Raw genomic sequence first — 21,051 nt, 5'->3', positions numbered from 1 at the left:
CTGCTCACATCATCTAGCTAGTAAAGCTCTAATGCTAACTGTTCATACCTTTAGCATTCCACTGCTTACTGAATAAAGATAACATGTCTAGACAGATTGAACAGATGTGACTAACTTCTCCTGTTCTTCATTCAACTGACGAATCATATCAGCCATCGCTTCCTCTGTAAACATACCGCCGCTGAAGTTCGAAAGTGCACGAAGCGGCAGATATCTCATCATCGCTTCAAACATATCCGAAGCATGTTCATCTTCAGGACCTGCGCTCATAAGCGGATTATGCTCGTTTGCTTTTGCAAGCAGTTCTTTCGCTAACGGTGCAAGCAGCGGGTCGGCCAACAAATCGCCAACAAGCGTATTTCTGTGAATTGGCTTGCGAACCGAAACGGTAGATTCAACAACAACGCTGTCCTGCAGGCGAATGTCCTGAGAAGATGCTCCTATTAGAATTCCAAATTCCCCTGTTTCCACATGCCAGTCCTTGAGGTCCACATTATAATATGCAAATGCTCGTTTATCTAACGTGAATACAACCGTTTTTTCCTCGCCTGGCTGCAGTGCAACCTTCTCAAAGCCCTTCAGTTCTTTTTCAGGTCTCACAACACTGCTTTGGATATCCTTTACATACAGCTGGACGATTTCTTGTCCAGCAACAGCTCCTGTATTTTTCACGTTTACACGGACTGTTACTGCAGCTGTATCCTTGATTTCCTTTTGATCAATGGATATGTTGCTGTATTCAAATGTTGTATAGCTTAATCCATAGCCAAACGGGAATAAAGGTTTCACACCCTTTGCATCATAGTAGCGATATCCAACAAAAATGCCTTCCTTATACTCTACTTTATCTCCTTCTCCAGGGAAGTGTAAGAAGGATGGGTTATCGCTTAGCTGCTGCGGGAAGGTTTCAGCTAATTTTCCGCTTGGATTTGCATCGCCAAATAATAAATCTGCGATTGCACCGCCTAACGCTTGCCCGCCTAAATAGCCTTCAAGCACACCCTTTGCTTTAGGGAGCCATGACATTTCAATTGGTGAACCATTGCTTAGAACAACAACAATATTTTCATTAACCTCCGCTACCGCATTCAACAAAGCAAGATGATTATCCGGCATACGCAGATGCTGACGATCATACCCTTCTGATTCGTAACGATCAGGAAGACCTACAAATAAAATCACTGTCTCCGCCGCAGCAGCTGCTCTCTTTGCTTCCTCCAGCAATGCTGCATCAATCGCATCACTCGTTAAGCTATATCCGTCCGCATATAATACGTTCGTGCTGCTGCCAGCTGTTTTTTGAATTTCTTCTAGAATATTTTCAAGCTTGGTCGGTTTAATATGAGAGCTGCCACCGCCTTGATATCTTGGCTTCTTCGCAAATTCTCCAATCACCGCCACTGTCCCCGCTTTTTTGAGCGGAAGAATATTAGCTTCATTTTTCAGTAGTACCATACTTTCTCTAGCTACCTCTCTAGCAAGCTGATGGTGCGCCTCTTGATCATAAGCTGCGTTTTCCTGTTTATGATCCACTGCCATAAAAATGATTCGTAATATTCTTTCCACAGCACGATCTAGCCTCTCCTCAGATAGCTCGCCGTTTTTTACCGCATTTACAATCTTTTGATCGCCAATCCCGCCGCTTGCCGGCATTTCCAGCTCTAAACCAGCCTCCAAGCCTGCCGTGCGTTCATTCACTGCACCCCAATCGGACACAACAAAGCCTTCAAAACCCCATTCTTCCTTTAAAATATCCGTTAATAAATAAGAATTTTCGGATGCGAATTCACCATTTACCTTATTATAGGAGCACATCACCGTCCATGGCTGTGATTGCTTCACCGCACCTTCAAAGCTAGCTAAATAAATTTCTCTAAGTGTTCTTTCATCGACAATCGCATCTGTAGACATTCTGCGATGCTCTTGGTTATTTGCCGCAAAGTGCTTAAGAGATGTTCCAACCCCTTGGCTTTGCACACCTTTAATATGATTTGCTGCCATTTCAGAAGATAAATATGGATCTTCAGAAAAATATTCAAAGTTTCTTCCGCATAATGGTGACCGTTTAATATTTGCGCCAGGCCCAAGCAGAACAGCTACATCCTCCGCCTGACATTCTTCTCCTAACGCAACACCAACACGCTCAATCAAGTCGCGATTCCAAGAGCTCGCCATTCCTGCGGCAGATGGGAAGCATGTTGCTGGAACGCTATCAAAAAGACCTAGATGGTCAGCTCCTTGTTTCTGCTTCCGAAGTCCGTGCGGTCCGTCTGTTACCATGATGGATGGAATACCCAATCTCTCAATTCCTTTTAAATGCCAAAAATCTAATCCTGAACAAAGACCTGCTTTTTCTTCTAATGTCATTTGTGAAATGAGTGCTTGTATATCTCTAGTCATGATAATCCTCCAATCGGTAACGCTTTTAGTAAGCGCTATCTTTTTTCCTTAAGTTGATTATAGCTTTTTCTAATTTTCATTTATGGTATAATAGTCAGAAATTTAGTATCCTTCGTCAATTTTTTATTTTTCATTAGAAAGAAGGTTTTCACTATATGAATATGATTCCTGCTGTAAAGGATTTAGAATATATTTGTAAGCTTATGTACGAAACATACAAAATACCGATTTTCTTTCTGGATTCGAACGGAGAAATCGTGCTCGAATTCTCCTCTAACTACGTGCACCATCCTTTGTATGCATCAAAACAAGGTATAATTCAACAGCTCTTCCATCCAGATGACCCGCAGCAATTCCCTATATTCCGAACAACAAATTATCTAGAGAGCTTTTTTTCTATTTGTTTAAAGGACAATGACGGATTTCAAGGAGTTATTATGATGGGACCTACCCTGTCCTCTCCGCTATCAGAAGTAATGATAAAAGGGCTTATAAATGACTTTCATTTACATAAAGAGCAGCACAGCGTCATCCACTATTACCAATCCCTTCCCGTTTTAAACAGCCTAAAATTTATACATATAAGCATGCTTCTCTACTACATGATTTACAAAGAACAATTAGATATTCCCATGATTCTTCAACATAATAAAACCTTGGACAGACCACAAGTTGAGATGGAAAATCCTGATTTAGCTATTGCAGAGAGACGACAAAATACATTCTTTCATCATGATCCTATATATGAAAAAAGAATTATGCAATTTGTAAAGGAGGGACGTAAGGAGGAAGTAATTAAGCATTGGAGATCTGCTGCTGAAGAAGGCGGCTTCGGAACTCTTTCTAAAAAAAGCCAATTGCGCAGCCAGAAAAACCTGGCAATCACAAGCATTACACTCATTACCAGAGCTGCGATGGAAGGCGGATTATATCCTGAAGCCGCTTATACATTAAGTGACTTCTATATCCAAAATATTGAGGAGCTAACAACCAGTAAAGACGTAGATCATTTATTAGAGGATGCCCTATATGACTTTACAGAACGTGTACAAAATGTTCAAAGGCAAAAGTATTCAAAACCGATCCATCTTTGCCAAAGCTATATTTTCACACATCTCTATGAAGAAATTACGCTTGCTGATCTCGCAAACGTAACAGGTATGAATCCGAGGTATATATCTAGTCTCTTTAAAAAAGAAGTTGGGATTTCTATCAGTGAATACATTCAGCGTGAAAGAGTTGAGGAAGCAAAGAACTTAATGACGCTTACCAATCATTCTTTAGCAGAAATCTACAGCATGCTGACTTTTCACGATCAAAGTCATTTTACGAAGGTTTTTAAAAAGTTTACGGGTGTGACGCCAAAGCAGTTTAAGGATAAACCGCTGAAAATCTAGAACCTGCCCCTTTTTACAAAATTCAAAAGGTCTGTGGAGTAAGCTGCTTTTCCACAGACCTTTTCATCAATGGCTATTCTTCCTTTGAATTACATAAGATTTTGATTTAATGTTTGACCTTTACGCGTTTGATAAACAAAGTACAAACAAGACCAACAAGCGCAACTATCATCGCAAAAACAAATGCCTGTTGAACTCCTGCAGTTAACGCATTCGATATGATAGCAGGATTTGCAGGCTCCTTGGCGTTCTGTAAGTAATCGTGTTGACCTGCCGCCATAATACTTACCGCTACCGCAGTACCAATTGCACCAGCTATTTGCTGAAGGGTATTCATAATGGCTGTTCCATCTGGGTAAAGCTCTCGAGGCAATTGGTTTAATCCATTTGTTTGCGCCGGCATCATAATCATGGAGATACCAATCATTAAACAAGTATGCAATACAATAATTGTCATAACGGTAGACGTAGTTGTTACATCCGAGAAGAACCAGAGAATAATAGAAACTAGGATAAATCCTGGAATGACGAGCCATCTTGGTCCGTATTTATCAAACAAGCGTCCTGTAAGTGGTGACATTAAGCCGTGCCAAGAGCAAAAAGGAAAAGTTAGGAGCTATAGCAGCAATACATGTCCCTAAAATTGAAAAGCATAATGTTGCTGTAAAGAGCTGTCTAGTGGTAAACCACTGAAGAAGAAGTCCTGAAACAGGAACTAAAATACCTAGCACCAATAAATAACCGGTAGTTAACCACTGAACCGTTGCCGCCGAGACCTGAAGCTCCTTCATCAAATCGCTTAAAGCCATATTTAATGCTGTTTCACTGAACATGCCGATAAAGCCGCTAACGAGTAAAGAAACCATGATAGGCAATACTTTAACCCCTTTGGCTTCTACTTGCTTTGAAAGTATATTTGCTTCCATATTATCCCCTTTCGAGACTTTTAAAATTAGACCAGTCTCTATATTTATATTGGAGAAATAGCATTTTGGCTATTTCTACTTACTTCTTCAGTAAAATCGGAATTTGCTTGGCGATCAGAAGAAGTGGTTTGCTATCCTTATTTGTTAAAGAACGAAGGATGCCCCCCTCAATCATTGAATTAATTACCATGCCTAATTCCTTTGCTGTTTCTTCAGGAAATCCACCTTGAATCAATTTTTTAGTGTACGTATCTTCCCAAGTTTCGAAGGCTTGCTGACAAGCTTTTCGTAAAGCCTCGCTCATTAATGCTGTTTCAGCTGCTAATAAGCCGACAGGAAAACCTGTAATATCTTCAACCTTATTGAATTCCTTCGCAACTTCCGTAATAGAAAATTGAATCGCTTTATCAGGCTCTGCAATCTCCTTGAAAATTTTCTCTGTTTTAGCCTGAACAAATTCTTTCATGTTGTTTACAGCTTCTATTGCTAGTTGTTCTTTTCCATTTGGAAAGTGATAATAAAGAGAACCTTTAGGTGTTTCACTTTCAGCTAGGATCTGATTTAATCCAGTAGCATGGTACCCTTGTAGTTGAAAAAGCCGCGATGCAGTTTTAATGATTTTGTCGCGCGTTTCTCTTTTGGCATTTTTATCATTCATACAGTATACACCTCCAACGGGGCAGGAAAGCTAACCTTAAAAATATGGTGACTGGTCTATTTTAATTTTTTTAATTTTTTTAATTTTAATTGTCAAGATTGCAGCACCAATCTGAATTGAAGAGTTCTTAAGATATAACAAATGATTCTTGGATGGGCCAGGTAATGTATGTTAAAGAAAACTCGCCGACTGGCGAGCCCTGCCTTTGGGCGAAGACAAAGGCGTGGCCCTACTTATACTGTATTCCTAAAATTCCCCACTACGTCGGATTTACTTCTAGCTGGAAATTTATATTTTCTTACAGTGTAAAGTAAAAAGACAGCTTCAACAAGGAGTGAAGACTGTCCGGAGTGAGATTGAATTCATATAGAAATTATTTGGGCTAGCATCGTGCATTTACAGTTACAATTCAGAGATTCCGTGTACTATCTTGAAGTTTATACACCAAATTTTTTCGGACCAACCCATAATAGGAGAGAAGAGCCATAAGACTTGCTGATAAAATAACGACACCCATTGGAATAGCTGTAAACTCTCCCGCAATTCCCACAAGTGGAGCAGTTAATGAACCTAGTATAAATGGCAATAGACCTAATAGTGCAGAAGCACTTCCTGCAATATGTCCTTGTGTCTCCATTGCTAACGAAAAAGATGTTGTAGCAATAATTCCGATAGAAGCTACCAAAAAGAATATAGGAACAACAACAACTAATAGCGGTGCTTTTAAAAGAAAAGCGACTAATAGCACAGCCCCTGCCACGTTGGAAATCATTAATCCTATCTTTAAAAAAGCTCTCTCTGAAATAACATCTGTAAAGCGGCCAACTAGCTGACTTCCAATAATTAAAGCGATACCATTGATTCCAAATAATAGACTAAATTCTTGTGGAGACACACCATAAATATTCTGATACACAAAAGGGATACCTGATACATAAGCAAAAATCCCTGCAATAATAAAGCCTTGTGTAAGAGCATAGCCCATGAACTGACGGTCCTTTAATAAAGAACCGAAGTTTTTCAATATTTGCGAAAAGTCACTTGGGATACGTTTTTCCTTTGGCAATGTCTCTTCCAAATTCCATGAAACAGTCAAAAATAATAGTAGGCCAATACAAGCCAATACAATGAAAACCCCTGTCCAATTTGTAAAAGCAAGGATACTGCCGCCAGCAATTGGTGCAACAATTGGTCCAAGGTTACCTACTAGCATCAATAAAGCGAAGAACTTAGTCAATTCCCTTCCGCTATAAACATCGCGAACAACTGCCCTGGAAATAACAAGTCCTCCAGCCGCCGCAAAGCCTTGTATAAAACGAGCACCGATAAAGGTATAAATATTCGGTGCAAATGCACATGTTGCAGAGGCCAATAAATACAAAATGAGAAAACTAAGCAATGGCTTACGTCGTCCTTGAACATCACTCATTGGACCAATAATCAATTGCCCCAATCCCAAGCCTAAAAGGCATGTCGTTAAACTAATTTGTACTAAGGAAGCACTCGTATGATATTCTTTAACAATAGTAGGGAATGCAGGCAAATACGTATCTATTGTAAAAGGTCCTAAAAGTCCAAGCGATCCCAAAAGCAAAGCAAGCTGCAGTCGTTTGGTTCTTGTTAAATTGTTCAAGCCTTTCTCACCTTTCTGTCAAAGCATTCATTTTCTATAAAACTTTAAAACACTTTATCTACTTCACTTAACCCTATTGCAAGATTTCAACGTGTTGGCCAACAGTATTGAAAATCAAGAAGCCATGTCATCAAGAAAACTCGCCGATTGGCGAGCCCTGCTCCCCCGGCGAAGACAGAAGCGCAGCCCTACTTATACTGTATTACTAAAATCTCTCACTACGTCGAATTGTCCGCCAGCTAGAAATTTATACTTTCTTACAGTGTAAAAGACACTGGCTCCTGATTTTCCCTATTCCTCGGTTATCCGTCTATTCCTTTTAACTTCTTGGGAATCCTGGAACATACTGTTTCGGAATACCTGTTTCTTTATGAAGAACTGTTGCAGCCTCCAGCGTCCAGTAAGGATTTCTTAACATTCCTCTTCCAACAGCGACAAGGTCTGCATCTTCATTCCCAATAACAGCGTTCGCCAATGATGATTCATCTAATCGCCCAACGGCAATGACTGGAACGTTAAGGGCTTGCTTAATGGCTTTTGCTAATGGTACTTGATAGGCTACATGTGTACCTGGTCTTCCATCCGCAGCAATCGGTCCTTCCCCTCCTGCACTCACATGAAACATATCTACTCCTGCTTCTTGATATTCCCTTGAAAACTCAATGCTTTCTTCGATTCCATATCCCCCCTCCACATATTCTTTAGCAGATATCCGCATAATAAGCGGCATATTCTCAGGCATTTCGCTTTTTGCAGCTTGAATGATTTCCTTACCAAATTTGGTTAAATCTCTTCCGTACTCATCTGTTCTTTGGTTGGTTAGAGGTGAGTGGAATTGGTGAATCAAATATCCATGAGCACCATGAAGTTCAATCGTATCTACCCCTGCTTGAACAGCGCGGCGTACGGCCAAGCGGAATTTCTCTACTATTTCTTTCACTTCTTCTGTGGAGAGTTCTCTTGGTATTTTTGAATTTTCATCAAACGGAATAGCAGACGGTGCAACTGGGACAACTGCATCTTCCGCTTTACGGCCAGCATGGGCAATTTGAATACCTACTTTGGCGCCATGCTGGTGGCAGGCTTCTACTATGCGAGCCAATGCAGGAATTTGTTCATCCGCCCACAATCCTAAGTCATAATCTGTAATACGTCCATCCGGATCAACATCCGTCATTTCAATAATAATCAAACCTGCACCACCAATGGCGCGGCTAACATAGTGCAGGTAATGCCAATCTGTAGCAATCCCATCTTTATTTGTTACTGAGTATTGACACATAGGCGGCATCACGACACGGTTTTTTAAATTTAGTCCTTTTAACTGATAAGGGGTAAATAAATGTTCCATGATAAAGCTCCTTTTCCTATAGTAATTTAATTTCTCTCTCCTATAACAAAAAACTGTGCACCCGTACTTCTTTATAAAAATCAGTACATTTCCGATTTCAAGACTGATGTTTCACAACACCAAGACAGGGAGAAAACTTATATAAACTAAGTCAACATTAATTAAATGTATGCACATGCATATAAATTAACATGTGAAAAACTCGCCGTCAAGTTTAATGAATTCGATAAAGAAAACTCGCCGATTGGCAAGCCCTGCCCTTGGGCGAAGACAGAGGCGCAGCCCTACTTATACTGTATTCCTAAAATTCCCCACTGCGTCAAATGATTTTCTAGCTGGGAATCTATATTTTCTTAAAGTGCAAAAAAGATGGAGTCTCATTATCCCGCCCGCCTCCGGGTATAACAAGCTCCATCAAGATTGTAATTCACGAATCAATCGTTGCAGCTCTCCCTGGATTGTTCCTTGAGCAAAAGCCTTCTCAAGAGCTTGATTAAACGTAACGGACGCTTTTTTTAGTTCTTCTTCTCCCTCAGCTGTTAAGGATGTGAAGATGGCTCTGCGATCATCTACGCAAATATGCCTTTTTAATGCTCCGCAGTCCTTTGCCTCAAATCGGCTTACTAATCTTGACATGGCGCTTTGACTCAAACCAACCATATTCTGAAGCTGTTGCAATTTTAATTTTTTCTCAGGAGCTTCCGATAAAAATAAAAGCACATAAAACTCTTTCAAAGATAGTTTATGCTTCTCTTGAAGTATACCTTCTAATTCATTCGTGATTTTCATTTGGATATTGGTTAAGGACAACCAATTTGCTATCAATGGTTTCTTTTGACTTAATCCCATTTGTGCCACCAATCCTAAGTTCTTTCTATAGGCAATGAACATCATTGATAAAATAAATACGATTATCAAATATCAACCTCATTCATTGTCTTTCCTAATAGTAACAAGGAATCATTTTAACAGTCAAATAGGATTATTTTTGAATTTTTTCTATTCTAAAAGCTTTTCAGCTATGATTGTTCTTGCGAAGAAATGACCTTTCCGTATTTCACTACTGTTTACTAAAGAAAACTCGCCGATTGGCGAGCCCTGCTTTTGGGCGAAGACCGAGGCGTAGTTGCACTTATACTTTGTTCCTAAAATTTCTAACTACGTCGAATTATCTTCCAGCTAGAAATTTATACTTTCTTAAAGTGCAAAGCTAAAAAGACGAAAGGTTTGGCGTTATTGCACTTAAGTCCTTCCGTCTTTTTCTTGTGCCTAATAGATTGGAATTGCGTAGGCTAGTATGTTAATACATGATGAAATGCTTCATAACCATCTACTGAGATTATACTACCGAATCATTAAATCTTTATCCATAATCTTGTAGAGGAAGCCTCATCTACTTATGCTTCGATACGATTACAGACCTGTTTTTTCATGAATATAACGGCGAGCCTTCAGCGCATATTCAAGAGGATTTGCTACTGCCGGGTCCTGCTCAGCCTCTACAACAAACCAGCCTGTATAATCAGAAGCCGCAAGCGTTGTAAACACTTCATCAAACTCGATACCACCATCACCTGGAACAGTGAAAGCACCTGCTTTTACTGCCTGCAAAAAGCTTAAATCCTCTTCCTTCACGCGAGCGACCACTTCCGGGCGGATATCTTTTAAATGCACATGCTTAATGCGAGGCAGGTGCTTTTTCAGTACATGAATTGGATCCTCTCCTGAAAATACGAGATGTCCTGTATCAAACAACAAGGAAACAAGCTTTGGATCTGTTAGCTCCATCAATTTATCAATTTCTTCTGTTGTTTGAATCCCTGTTCCCATATGATGGTGGAATACAATCGCCATATCCTTCTCCGCAGCCAGCTCACCAAGACGATGCAAGCCGTCTACTAATAGCTTCCACTCTTCTTCTGTAAAGACAGGCTTTGCTTTGTAAACAGGCACCGCTTGACCTTGTACGCTTTTGCCTTGCTCCGATACAACGATAACCTTCGCACCCATCGCATGTAAGAAATCGCGGTGTTCGATGAACGCTTCCACTGTTTCCTCTAGGGGCTTTGTTGTTAAAAACGCGCTAAACCAAGCGCTTGCGATTTGCAATCCCCGAAGCGATAACGCCTTTTTCAATACCTCTGTATTACGCGGATACTTATTTCCTACTTCACTGCCAGTGAATCCTGCTAACGCCATTTCGCTTACGCACTGCTCAAATGTATTCTCGCCGCCAAGCTCTGGAAGATCATCATTTGTCCAAGCAATTGGAGCGATCCCAAGTTTGATTGTATTTTCTTTAAACATGTCCACTGTCTCCCTTACGCTCTTATTAGAAATCGATTTACATGAACGATTTAATTTGCTATAAGCTCATTTTCCGCATGGTCAATCTTAACTGGCTGACCCTTAAGTAAAGACTCCTTCGCCGCCTTTGCAATACGCTCTGCTTGAAGCCCATCATTTCCACTGCAAATTACAGCTTGATTTTCAGCGATTGATTTCACAAACTGAGTTACTTCCTCAATATATGCTTGTGTATAGCGTTCAAGGAAAAAGTACAATGGCTTATCTTTTACTACACCATCAACTGTAGATACTTCTACAGTTGTCGGGCGACAGTTATCAGCAGTTGCTGCTCCTTTTGCCCCAAAGACTTCCACACGCTGATCATATCCATATACAGCTTGACGGCTATTATCAATTACTCCAATGGCACCATTTGCAAACTTCAATGTAACAATAGCAGTATCGACATCTCCCGCTTCTCCAATCGCAGGATCAACTAAAACCGCTCCTTGAGCAGACACTTCTACTACTTCACTATTCATTACATAGCGTGCCATATCAAAGTCATGAATCATCATGTCCATGAACAATCCACCTGAATTCAGAATATAATCAACACCTGGCGGCTGCGGGTCTCTAGATGTAATTTTCAGAATATGAGGCTGGCCAATTTCCCCTTGCTGCACAAGATCACGTACCTTTTTGAAATTTGGATCGAAGCGGCGGTTAAAACCAACCTGTAATAGTACGCCCTCTTCTTCTACTACACGTAATGCTTCAATTGTCTGCTCCGCAGAGAAGCTAACTGGCTTTTCACAGAAAATATGCTTCTTCGCACGAGCTGCCTCTTGAATGATTTGCGCATGCGTGCTTGTTGGAGAGCAAATAAATACTGCATCAATTTCAGGGTCCCCCAATAAGTCCTGGTAATTCGTTGTTAAAACGGAAATCCCTTTGCTAGCAGCCCATTCCTGCAAATGATCTACAACTACATCCGAAACCGCTTTAATTTTTACTTGCGGAACTGATAAAAGGTTATCTACATGTAATCTTCCAATACGTCCTGCACCAATAATTCCTAATGTAATTAAACTCATATGAATTCTCCTTTTTATGAAAAATTTAAGAAAAGATAAAGAAAACTTGCCGATTGGCGAGCCCGCTCTTAGGCGAAGACAGAGGCGTAGTTGCACTTATACTGTATTCCTAAAATTTCCGACTACGTCGAATTCGCTTCTAGCTGGAAATTTATACTTTCCTACAGTGCTAGATAAACGTAACCGTCTGCATAGGAAGGGAATATCAGATTCCTTATGTAGGATCCTGTGCAGCAACTATGTGTACACTATTGATTCCCACTAAAATAAAGCGTTTTCTTTGATTGGTAAAAAAAGAAAGAAAATTGCAATTCTATGCTACATTACAAGCTCAATTGTCTTAAAAGTAAGGAAAATGGGTTAAGCGCTTTCCTTGATTTCATTATACACGCTCATCTAAAAAGTGCAAATGTTTTTTTATTTTTTCAAGCACTTCAAATCTGTTCATTCATGCATGCTTCTGTTAGATCGTATGAAGAATAAACACAGCAACCATGCTCTTTTTATCATATATAGCTACTCAGAAGCTTACAAACGGATAAATTTTTTCTTCATATTATGGCAATCAATTGAATCGTTTAAAAATAGTAGATTATCAACTCATAAAAATAAAAACTATTGACGTCCCCCTTGGTGTAAGCGTATACTCTTTCCTAGAAATGATTAAGCGCTTACCCCAATTGTAATTAACCAAAATAATTAATGGTGGTGGAAAAAATGAATATGCTTACACCGAAACAAACTGCTTTAGACAAAATTGGGATTCCTTCACATTTACTGTGGGGCTATATCGGGATCATTGTTTTTATGATTGGCGATGGCTTGGAACAAGGGTGGCTATCACCTTATCTCGTTGAACAAGGCTTAACGATGAAACAATCCGGCTTATTATTTACTATCTATGGAATTACTGTATCTGTTTCTGCTTGGTTCTCAGGAGTATTTGTACAGATGTGGGGTCCAAGACGTGCAATGACGTTTGGATTAGCTGCCTTTATTATAGGCTCAATCGGATTTATTGGTTTTGGGATTTCTAGCATGAATTATGCTGTTATCTTGTCATGTTATGCTTTAAGAGGATTGGGTTATCCTTTGTTTGCTTATTCCTTCTTAGTATGGGTCTCATACCGTACCCCTCAGGAAATACTCTCTAAGGCTGTAGGCTGGTACTGGTTTGTTTTTCAGCTTGGTTTAAGTGTTATCGGAGCCTTTTATTCTAGCTTTATGGTTCCTAAGATTGGGGAAATTGCGACTTTATGGAGCGCATTAATTTTTGTTGTTGCAGGTGGAGTATTTTCTATCATCATGAATAAAGACAAGTTTGAGGTACAAAAAGTAAGCGATAACAAAGGGAAAGAATTGCTTAAAGGAATTACAATTGCGTTTGAGAATCCAAGAGTTGGTATAGGTGGGATAGTTAAAATTATTAACTCCGCTGCTCAATTTGGATTTGTTGTGTTCTTGCCTACCTATATGACAAAGTTTAATTTCACTGTAAGCGAATGGCTGCAAATTTGGGGAACGCTATTTTTTGTAAACATGGTTTGTAATATTATTTTTGGAATTGTTGGAGATAAAATTGGCTGGGTTAACACAATTAAGTGGTTTGGTGGCGTTGGTTCCGGTATTGTAACACTTGCGCTTTATTATGTACCGCAGCTTGTAGGACATAACTATTGGATTATGATGATTGTAGCGTGCTGCTATGGAGCGACATTAGCTGGTTATGTACCTCTTACAGCGTTAGTACCTTCCTTAGCTCCAAATGATAAGGGAGCTGCCATGTCTGTACTAAACTTAGGATCTGGATTAGCAGCCTTTGTTGGACCACTAGTTGTTACCGTTTTCATCGGGACATTAGGTGTAGGAGGCGTCATGTGGATTTTTGCCGGCCTATATTTTGTTGGCGCATTCTTAACTAGCTTCCTTACTCCTTCACAAGAAAAAGGTGGTACAGGAGCTGGATTTGAAAACGGTCAAAAGGCTGTTTCATAGTAACCTATAAGAAGTTTTGCACACGCTTCATCTTCTTTTACTACAAGGACAGTGTTAATGCTGCATAAGTGAATATATCTTTATATCCAAAAGCTACAAAAATACCTCTTAATTCGTATGCCAATGGCTTAAATTAAGAGGTGTTTTTCTTTTCCGTATTTATTTTATCCATCTTCTCACTGCCTCTGCAGAGCGGTAGATTGTCGAACTACGAGCTCTGGAGAGTATAAAATAGATTGCTTAAAAGCATCCCCTTTTTCGATATCCTCCATTAATAGCTGTACTGTTTTCCTTCCCATCTCTCTTATCGGCTGAGAAACTGTCGTTAACAACGGTACTGTCACTGTCGACATGATCGTATTATCAAACCCTATAACCGATAGCTCATCTGGAATAGATATCCCTGCGTTGCGTGCAGCTGTCATTACTCCAAGAGCAATCATGTCATTGCAGGCAAAAATAGCAGTTGGTCTAGAAGGATGCCGCAGCAATTTTTCTCCATAATAAGCCCCGTCTGATATACTTGCTTCACACTTCATAATGTAAGATTCATCAACCTCAACACCATATTCCTCTAGCATCTGTCTATAAGCATGCAGCCTCTTTTTACCGCTTCTATTATTTTCAGTGATAATCCCGATGTTTCTATGCCCCAGCGACAAAAGATGCTGCATCGCAATGGAGCCCCCTTTAAAGTCATCTATTGTTACCGAAGCAATAGACATACTAGGAACTTCTTGCGCCAGTAATACAATTGGAACCTTTTTATCAAGCAGCTCCTGAATAAGCTCTTCATTTTGAAAGTTGGAAGCAAGGATAATGCCATCAATTTTCTGCCTGAGCAAAAGAGAAACGTATTTCCTTTCTCTCTCGCTTTTATTATCTGTACTGCATATCATGACACCATAATCTAATGAATTGCTATAATCTTCAATACTTCGCGTAATCTCAGCAAAGAACGGGTTCGCAACATCTGGAACGAGCAAGCCAATGTTTTTTGTCCCTTTTCCAGTTAAGGCAGATGCCACAGTACTAGGGTGATAATTCAAACGTTCCATTGTCTTTAACACTTTTTGTCTCGTTTTTTCACTAATCCGTCCTGTATTATTAATAACCTTTGATACCGTTGCGATAGATACTCCTGCTTCTTGTGCTACTGTATAAATAGTTAGTTTCATGTCTTTCTCCCATCCTTACCATACCAGGCTGCCTTTCTTCACTGGTAGTTATACATAGAGAGGAATTGCAGTTCTAGGTGATAATGCTTCTAATCCACAAAGGTAAGCGCTTACCCCTTTTGTTCTTATTATAGTTATATTCTCCTGAAAATCAATATGTTTGCTTCTTTATTTTCTAGATTCAATCTATTTCACCTGTCTTCTCTCTTATGTACCTACAATAACGGAAAAAGAGAAATAAAAGACCCTTGCTGCAGCAAGGGCATTAGTTGCCTGTCATTATGTTATGAAGCATCTACTTTTGTTCCTTCTCTCTTCCTCCAAATACTCCCTGGCCAAAAAGCGGAACGACCTAAAACAACTGTAATTGCAGGGACAAGAAGAGGTCTTACTATAAATGTATCCAGTAGTACTCCTATTGCTGTAACAATACCAAATTGAACAAGTACTTGGATTGGTAAAGCAGCTAATACAGCAAATGTTCCTGCTAAGATTAAACCAGCAGACGTAATAACACTACCTGTTTGAGCCACCCCGTTTTTAACTGCTTCAAGGTGTGGTTGGCTTCTTTTATTTTTCCATATTTCAGAAACCATAAATATGTTATAGTCCTCTCCTAACGCTACCAAGAAAACAAATGCATATAGAGGAATTGTTCCCTGTATTGCGGGAGCATCCATACCATAGTGAAGTAGTAACCATCCCGCCCCTAATGCAGAGAAGTATGATAAGACAACTGTTACAATTAGGTAGATCATTGCTACAACAGAACGCAGGTAAACAAGCAATAATAATGCAATAATTCCGATCATAACAGGGATAATTATACGTTGATCCCGTTCAGTCGTTTGTTTTGTATCGTATAATGTAGCCGTTTCTCCTCCAATCCATATGTGGTTCTCGGCCTTACTTATCTCAGCATTTTTCATGACCTCTTTCAAACTTTTTCTTAATTCAGGAATTTTATTCATCCCCTCAATAGAATACGGATTATCTTTTAATGAAACTTCATACATTTGTAATTGATTGTTCTGTTTCCCTTTTACTGGTTCTGTTAATTGATCTACAAAAGAAAGTTTTGCTAATTCTGCTTTAACAGGTATATCTTTTCCTTTTGTATCAACAACAATCTGTACAGGGGCTAACTCTCCAGGTGAAAAATGATCAGATATCAAATCAAACCCTTCACGTGAAGGCATATCTTTTGGAAATGATTCTAATAAGTCGTACGTAAAATGGATACGCGGAACAAATGAAGCCAATCCACCCAATAAGAATAATGTTAGCAGAATAATCGTCCATGGTTTACGGATAACAAAATCCCCAAGTTTTTTGCTTAAGAATCCTTTCGATTCCTTTACCTTAATTGGTTTATTTTTTTTCTTAGCACGTTCTTCATTCATTTCTTTTGTTCTTGGGATGAACGGGAAAAAAGCAACTCTCCCTAAAATAGCTAATAATGCTGGTAAAAGCGTCAATGCAGCGATTCCCATCAGAAAAACGGCCACACTAAATGGGACTGCAAATCTATGAAAAGAACCAATATGAGCAAGTAACAAAGTACCTAATCCTATCACAACTGTAAGAGCACTCATAATAATAGCTCCACCTGATTCTTTAATCGCAAGCTGTAGCGCTTTAAATTTGTTCTGCTCCACCAAAAGAAACTCTCGATATCTTGAAATTAGAAATAAACAATAATCCGTACCAGCTCCAAATAATAGTACAGTCATAATCGAAATCCCTTGTGCATCCGCAATAATCCAGCCTTTATCTGCTAAAAAGCCTAAAGTTGGACTAATTATCCCATAAGCAAATCCAACTACAATTAAAGGTAAGATGGCTAAAAGTGGTGAGCGATAAAGAAGAATAAGCAAAACTAAAACAAGTAACACAGTTGCAACTAATAATTTCACATCGGCCTGACTAAATAAACTTACTGCATCAGTCTGAATACCAACCGGCCCTGATAGACGTACATGTAAACCAGAGTCAGAAATCTTTCTTTTAAATGGATTGTCCTCCAATGTATTCTTGATGATATTCTGCAGTTCATTCATATTCTCTTGAAGTACATCTGTCCCTGCAGTTTTATCAAAAAACACAGGAGTTACTAGAGACGTACCATCTTCTGAAACACTTTTTGCTAACACTTGCTGTGGAATGGTATCAAAAGGTGGTAATGTTGATTGACCCTTTAATGGCGAATTTCTAAGCTTTTTATAAGTATCTTGAATTGTCTTAAAATCCTTCGCTTCTAAACCTTCATTTTTATGCCAAACAATAAGCACAGGGTTTCCTGCGTCATTTGGAAACTCTTTTTTAATCATATTACTAGCCTTTTGTGACAGAGCCGTTTCCGGAAGGTTAGGCGCTGTTTCATCTTCAACCGTATTAACAGCTGGCCAGGTAAAAGATAAAACGAGTGTCAACAAGACCCATACAAAGAGAGTAATCCACCTTGTTTTTGGTCCCCCAACATATTTCCCCCATGTATAAAGAGGATGCCTTTTCATCATAATCCACCTTTCTTACTAACTTTTGGATTAATTATATATACTGGATAGTTAATTAATCAAGAACTATTTAAGTGTTATAATATTTTTAATTATGAAGAGTCAGGAGAGAATTATATTGGCACAAAAACAACGTCCTTTAGGAAGACCCCCTCAAAATAAAAATACAAAATCGACAAAAGATAAAATTGTTGAAATTGCTACAAAGTTGTTTTTAAGTAAAGGTTATCAAATCATTTCTATGGAAGATGTCGCAAAGGAGTGCGATGTCACAAAGGCAACGGTGTATTATTACTATGCTACAAAAGCCGATCTATTTACGGATGCAATGATTCAAATGATGGCCCGTATTAGAGAAAATATGCATAAACTTCTTTCAACAAGCAAGCCACTCAAGGAGCGATTACTTGATGTTGTAAAAGTTCATTTAACCGCAACAATGAACATTGACATCCAGAGTTTTATGAGAGATGCAAAAATATCTCTTTCAGATGACCACGTAAAACAAATGCAACACGCTGAAGATAAAATGTATGAGGTATTGGATCACGTAATACATAAAGCAATGCAGGAAGGTGAAATCCCTAAAGGTCACTCACTTTTAAGTGCTCATGCTTTTGTAGCCTTGCTATACGTAGGTAATTACAAAGATGTAAATCAAAAGCCGCTGATTGAGAATATAGATGAGTTGGCTGCAACAATTGTAGATTTTTATTGGAATGGATTAGGACATTAATTCAGGATTTTAAGTTATATGTATTTCCCTGAAATTTGGTGTTTACATATTTATAGGGGTATCGCTACATCGCTATCAAGGTAATAGGCTGTCCTCAACGTATTTCTTTGTTACAAAAGACGGAGAATTTTTGTTTTGGCCATATGTTAAAGCCTTAGCCTGGTAGATATGCGGCGGGACCCCATTAATGAAAAAATATACTTTAGACACTCAACTAACAGCTGTTCGAGCCTATCTTGAGCTGACAGAATCCGGTTAGATTAGCAGACTATTTTATTTATTTCCTTTTGTTAGAGTAAAACGTGCCAAATCGTTCCCAAACTTCCTCTAGTTTTTCAAGACGATCCTCAGATTCATTCATTCTTTTTTTTCCAACCAACGCTATGAGTGTATTAATAAGACTTAGCGGAGCAACAAAAGAATCAAAAAAAGTTGGTAATTGACTTGAAGCAGTTAGTACTACATCCCCATGAGGGACGAGTGGCGAAAGAAGATTGTCGGTAATGACAATTGTGGTTGCACCTCGTTCTTTTGCAAAAGCCATAATATTGACAGTACTTGTTGAATAACGTGAGAAACTAATACCAACTACTACATCTTTCGCATTCAATTCATATAACTGTTCAGGTTTATTTTCAACGGGACCCAGTAAATGAGCATTTCCTAAAATAATATCCAAGTAATATTGCAGAAATAGCCCAAGAGATGTGGCACTCCGGTTCGCAGATATATAGATTTTTTTTCCGTTTAGCAGAAGGTTTTCCGCATCTAAAAACGCTTTCGAATCTAAATTTTCCATCGTCGTTTTAATATTCGCCATATCATCTTTAAAAATATCGTAGATGGCCTGGTTTGAATCATCATAAACTTGTGAAGACATTTTTAACCTGTCCTTCGTCGTCAACTGCATCTGAACAGAGTTCTGCATCTGGTTCTGCAGTTCACGATAGCCGGAATATCCTAAAAAGACAGCAAAACGTACCACTGAAGCCTCACTTACACCTGCTTGTTTTGCTAGGGTTGCAACAGTATAAAAAGGAACCGTGTTCGTGTTGTGAAGGATATAGGAAGCCAGTTTTTCCTGCGACTTGCTCATAGTAGACATTTTTTCAGCAATTAATTGATAGACATTTTTATAACCCATAGTTACCTCTTTATAATTTTTTATTTTATAAAAAAGGATAGTTCAATTTACAAACAAATGCAACAAAAGTTTCATGTTCGAGAGTTTTTTGAAATATTTTTATAATTTTGTTCTGAAAAGGTTCCAAAATAATTAATTCTCGCCTATAATGAAATATATATTTCATTATTTTATAATTTTGAATAAAATATTTCTTATTTGCAGGAGGATAATGTGATGACATTAATGAAAAAACATTTTCTAACAGAGTTTGAGAACCAGACATCAAAATCCAGAACTTTTTTCTCAAAAGCAAAAGAAATCATGCCGGGTGGAGTAACAGCTAACATCAAATCTTTTGACCCATATCCAATTATTATGAAAAAAGGAAAGGGAGCCTATTTATATGATCTCGATGGAAACGAGTATGTTGATTATCTGCTTTCCTACGGTGCTTTAATGCTTGGACATGGACATCCTAAAATCATTCAAGCCATACAGGAACAGCTTGAGGAAGACGGAACTATGTTATTTGGAACTCCACATCAGCTTGAACTTGCTATGGGAGAGAAAATAAAAGAGCTTTATCCAAGTATGGAAAGAATCCGTTATACCAACTCTGGAACAGAAGCTACTCTTCTGACTGTACGTTTGGCATATGCGTATACGGGTAAAACTAAAATTGCTAAGTTCGAGGGTCATTATCACGGAGGTTATGATCAAGTTCTTTTAAGTTTAAATCCTTCCCTTGAAGAAGCAGGGCAAGCTCATGCACCAAAATCAGTGATCGAATCCAAAGGGATTGACCCATATCATGAGAAACAAACCATAGTACTGCCTTTTAATGATCTCGAACATACTTCTGATATCTTAACGAAGAATAAGGATGAGATTGCTGCCGTTATCCTTGAGCCCATACAAGGTGGATTCATTCCGGCAGAACCTTCTTTTATGAAGGGTCTAAGAAAGTTAACGGAAGAGTTAGGCATCCTGTTAATTTTTGACGAAGTAAAAACAGGTTTTCGTGTGGGACTTAGAGGAGCTCAAGGACACTACAACATTAAACCAGATCTCACGGCACTAGGAAAAGTGATAGGTGGTGGTTTTCCTGTGGGAATCGTAGGGGGCAAAGAAGAAATAATGATGACAAGCGCTCCCTCCGTTTCGTCTGATGTTTTTGACAATAGTCAGAGTAAAAAATCTAGTGCTAAAGATGTTCTTTTTCACAGCGGAACATACAATGGACACCCTACGATTCTAGCAGCTGGCCTTGCTACTATAAAAGTTTTAGAACAAGAGATCGAACACGTTTTTAAAATGACTGCTAGATTAAAAAAGGGGATAGAAAGTCTTTTTGAACACCGAGGAATTACGATGCAAACGATTGGTCTGGGTTCCATATTTAACGTTGTCATTACGGAAAAAGAAAAAGTAAGAAACTACAGAGATTTGCAACAAGCTAATTTTTCTATGAGAAAGGAACTGGACTTTGGTTTACTTTCAAAAGGAATCTATACAAAGCCATTAAACAGATACAGCATGGCTACAGTGCATGGCGAGAAAGAAGTAGACTGTACACTTGAGGCGTATGATACCGTACTATCTAAAATGATTTAAGAATCATCTTCTAAAAGGATTTATAAAATTAATATTCGACCTTTAATTGGGGTACCGCCCCACATCCATCAACTTAAGATTCATTTTTATATAGAAGTTAAGGTTTCCAAGTAGTTTTTCATTACCTTTTACAGA

14 protein-coding genes and 1 pseudogene are annotated in these 21,051 nt (G+C 38.8%); 4 read left to right on the top strand and 11 right to left on the bottom strand.

Annotated features, from left to right (window positions below; translation table 11 throughout):
- Nucleotides 1-87: 87 nt before the first annotated feature.
- Nucleotides 88-2,400, bottom strand: a complete 2,313-nt coding sequence (locus EP737_RS19515) for a glycoside hydrolase family 3 C-terminal domain-containing protein (protein WP_129730085.1) — start codon at nucleotides 2,398-2,400, stop codon at nucleotides 88-90.
- A gap of 155 nt (nucleotides 2,401-2,555) precedes the next feature.
- Between EP737_RS19515 and EP737_RS19510 the strand changes: the two genes are divergently transcribed.
- Nucleotides 2,556-3,797 (top strand): helix-turn-helix domain-containing protein, encoded by a 1,242-nt coding sequence (locus EP737_RS19510; protein WP_246040313.1) that lies wholly within the window; start codon nucleotides 2,556-2,558, stop codon nucleotides 3,795-3,797.
- A gap of 106 nt (nucleotides 3,798-3,903) precedes the next feature.
- Here EP737_RS19510 and EP737_RS19505 read toward each other — a convergent pair.
- The 7 genes and pseudogenes from EP737_RS19505 to iolG form a co-directional block, all read right to left on the bottom strand.
- A pseudogene (locus tag EP737_RS19505) lies at nucleotides 3,904-4,723 on the bottom strand (MFS transporter).
- Nucleotides 4,724-4,802: 79 nt separating this feature from the next.
- Nucleotides 4,803-5,381: a TetR/AcrR family transcriptional regulator gene (locus EP737_RS19500; protein WP_129730083.1), complete on the bottom strand. Its 579-nt coding sequence runs from the start codon at nucleotides 5,379-5,381 to the stop codon at nucleotides 4,803-4,805.
- 409 nt (nucleotides 5,382-5,790) lie between these two features.
- Nucleotides 5,791-7,014, bottom strand: a complete 1,224-nt coding sequence (locus EP737_RS19495; protein ID WP_129730081.1) for a multidrug effflux MFS transporter — start codon at nucleotides 7,012-7,014, stop codon at nucleotides 5,791-5,793.
- 319 nt (nucleotides 7,015-7,333) lie between these two features.
- Nucleotides 7,334-8,365, bottom strand: a complete 1,032-nt coding sequence (locus tag EP737_RS19490; protein ID WP_129730079.1) for an NADH:flavin oxidoreductase/NADH oxidase — start codon at nucleotides 8,363-8,365, stop codon at nucleotides 7,334-7,336.
- Between the two features lie 414 nt (nucleotides 8,366-8,779).
- Complete coding sequence (locus EP737_RS19485) at nucleotides 8,780-9,214, bottom strand: MarR family winged helix-turn-helix transcriptional regulator (RefSeq protein ID WP_129730096.1); 435 nt, start codon at nucleotides 9,212-9,214, stop codon at nucleotides 8,780-8,782.
- A 564-nt stretch (nucleotides 9,215-9,778) separates the two neighbouring features.
- The gene (gene iolE, locus EP737_RS19480; protein WP_129730078.1) at nucleotides 9,779-10,672 is read right to left on the bottom strand and encodes a myo-inosose-2 dehydratase; all 894 of its coding nucleotides are present in this window, start codon (nucleotides 10,670-10,672) and stop codon (nucleotides 9,779-9,781) included.
- A gap of 50 nt (nucleotides 10,673-10,722) precedes the next feature.
- Nucleotides 10,723-11,751: an inositol 2-dehydrogenase gene (gene iolG / locus EP737_RS19475; protein ID WP_129730076.1), complete on the bottom strand. Its 1,029-nt coding sequence runs from the start codon at nucleotides 11,749-11,751 to the stop codon at nucleotides 10,723-10,725.
- A 717-nt stretch (nucleotides 11,752-12,468) separates the two neighbouring features.
- Between iolG and EP737_RS19470 the strand changes: the two genes are divergently transcribed.
- Nucleotides 12,469-13,746 (top strand): MFS transporter, encoded by a 1,278-nt coding sequence (locus EP737_RS19470; RefSeq protein WP_129730074.1) that lies wholly within the window; start codon nucleotides 12,469-12,471, stop codon nucleotides 13,744-13,746.
- 176 nt (nucleotides 13,747-13,922) lie between these two features.
- On the opposite strand, the gene EP737_RS19465 is transcribed toward EP737_RS19470, so the two are convergent.
- A complete protein-coding gene (locus tag EP737_RS19465; protein ID WP_129730072.1) occupies nucleotides 13,923-14,924 on the bottom strand; it encodes a LacI family DNA-binding transcriptional regulator in 1,002 nt (333 codons plus the stop codon).
- Between the two features lie 284 nt (nucleotides 14,925-15,208).
- Nucleotides 15,209-17,440 (bottom strand): MMPL family transporter, encoded by a 2,232-nt coding sequence (locus EP737_RS19460; RefSeq protein WP_129730070.1) that lies wholly within the window; start codon nucleotides 17,438-17,440, stop codon nucleotides 15,209-15,211.
- A 118-nt stretch (nucleotides 17,441-17,558) separates the two neighbouring features.
- On the opposite strand from EP737_RS19460, the gene EP737_RS19455 reads away from it, so the two are divergent.
- Complete coding sequence (locus tag EP737_RS19455; protein WP_129730068.1) at nucleotides 17,559-18,176, top strand: TetR/AcrR family transcriptional regulator; 618 nt, start codon at nucleotides 17,559-17,561, stop codon at nucleotides 18,174-18,176.
- Between the two features lie 277 nt (nucleotides 18,177-18,453).
- On the opposite strand, the gene EP737_RS19450 is transcribed toward EP737_RS19455, so the two are convergent.
- Nucleotides 18,454-19,320 (bottom strand): MurR/RpiR family transcriptional regulator, encoded by an 867-nt coding sequence (locus EP737_RS19450; protein WP_129730067.1) that lies wholly within the window; start codon nucleotides 19,318-19,320, stop codon nucleotides 18,454-18,456.
- A 216-nt stretch (nucleotides 19,321-19,536) separates the two neighbouring features.
- Between EP737_RS19450 and EP737_RS19445 the strand changes: the two genes are divergently transcribed.
- Entirely contained in the window at nucleotides 19,537-20,916 is a 1,380-nt protein-coding gene (locus EP737_RS19445; RefSeq protein WP_129730065.1) for an aspartate aminotransferase family protein, read from the top strand.
- The last annotated feature ends 135 nt before the right edge of the window (nucleotides 20,917-21,051 follow it).

This window comes from Ectobacillus funiculus (genome assembly GCF_004138295.1).
Lineage (GTDB): Bacteria > Bacillota > Bacilli > Bacillales > Bacillaceae_G > Ectobacillus > Ectobacillus funiculus.
The sequence above is the reverse complement of the archived record's forward strand: the minus strand, read 5'-3'. Positions and strand labels throughout refer to the sequence as shown.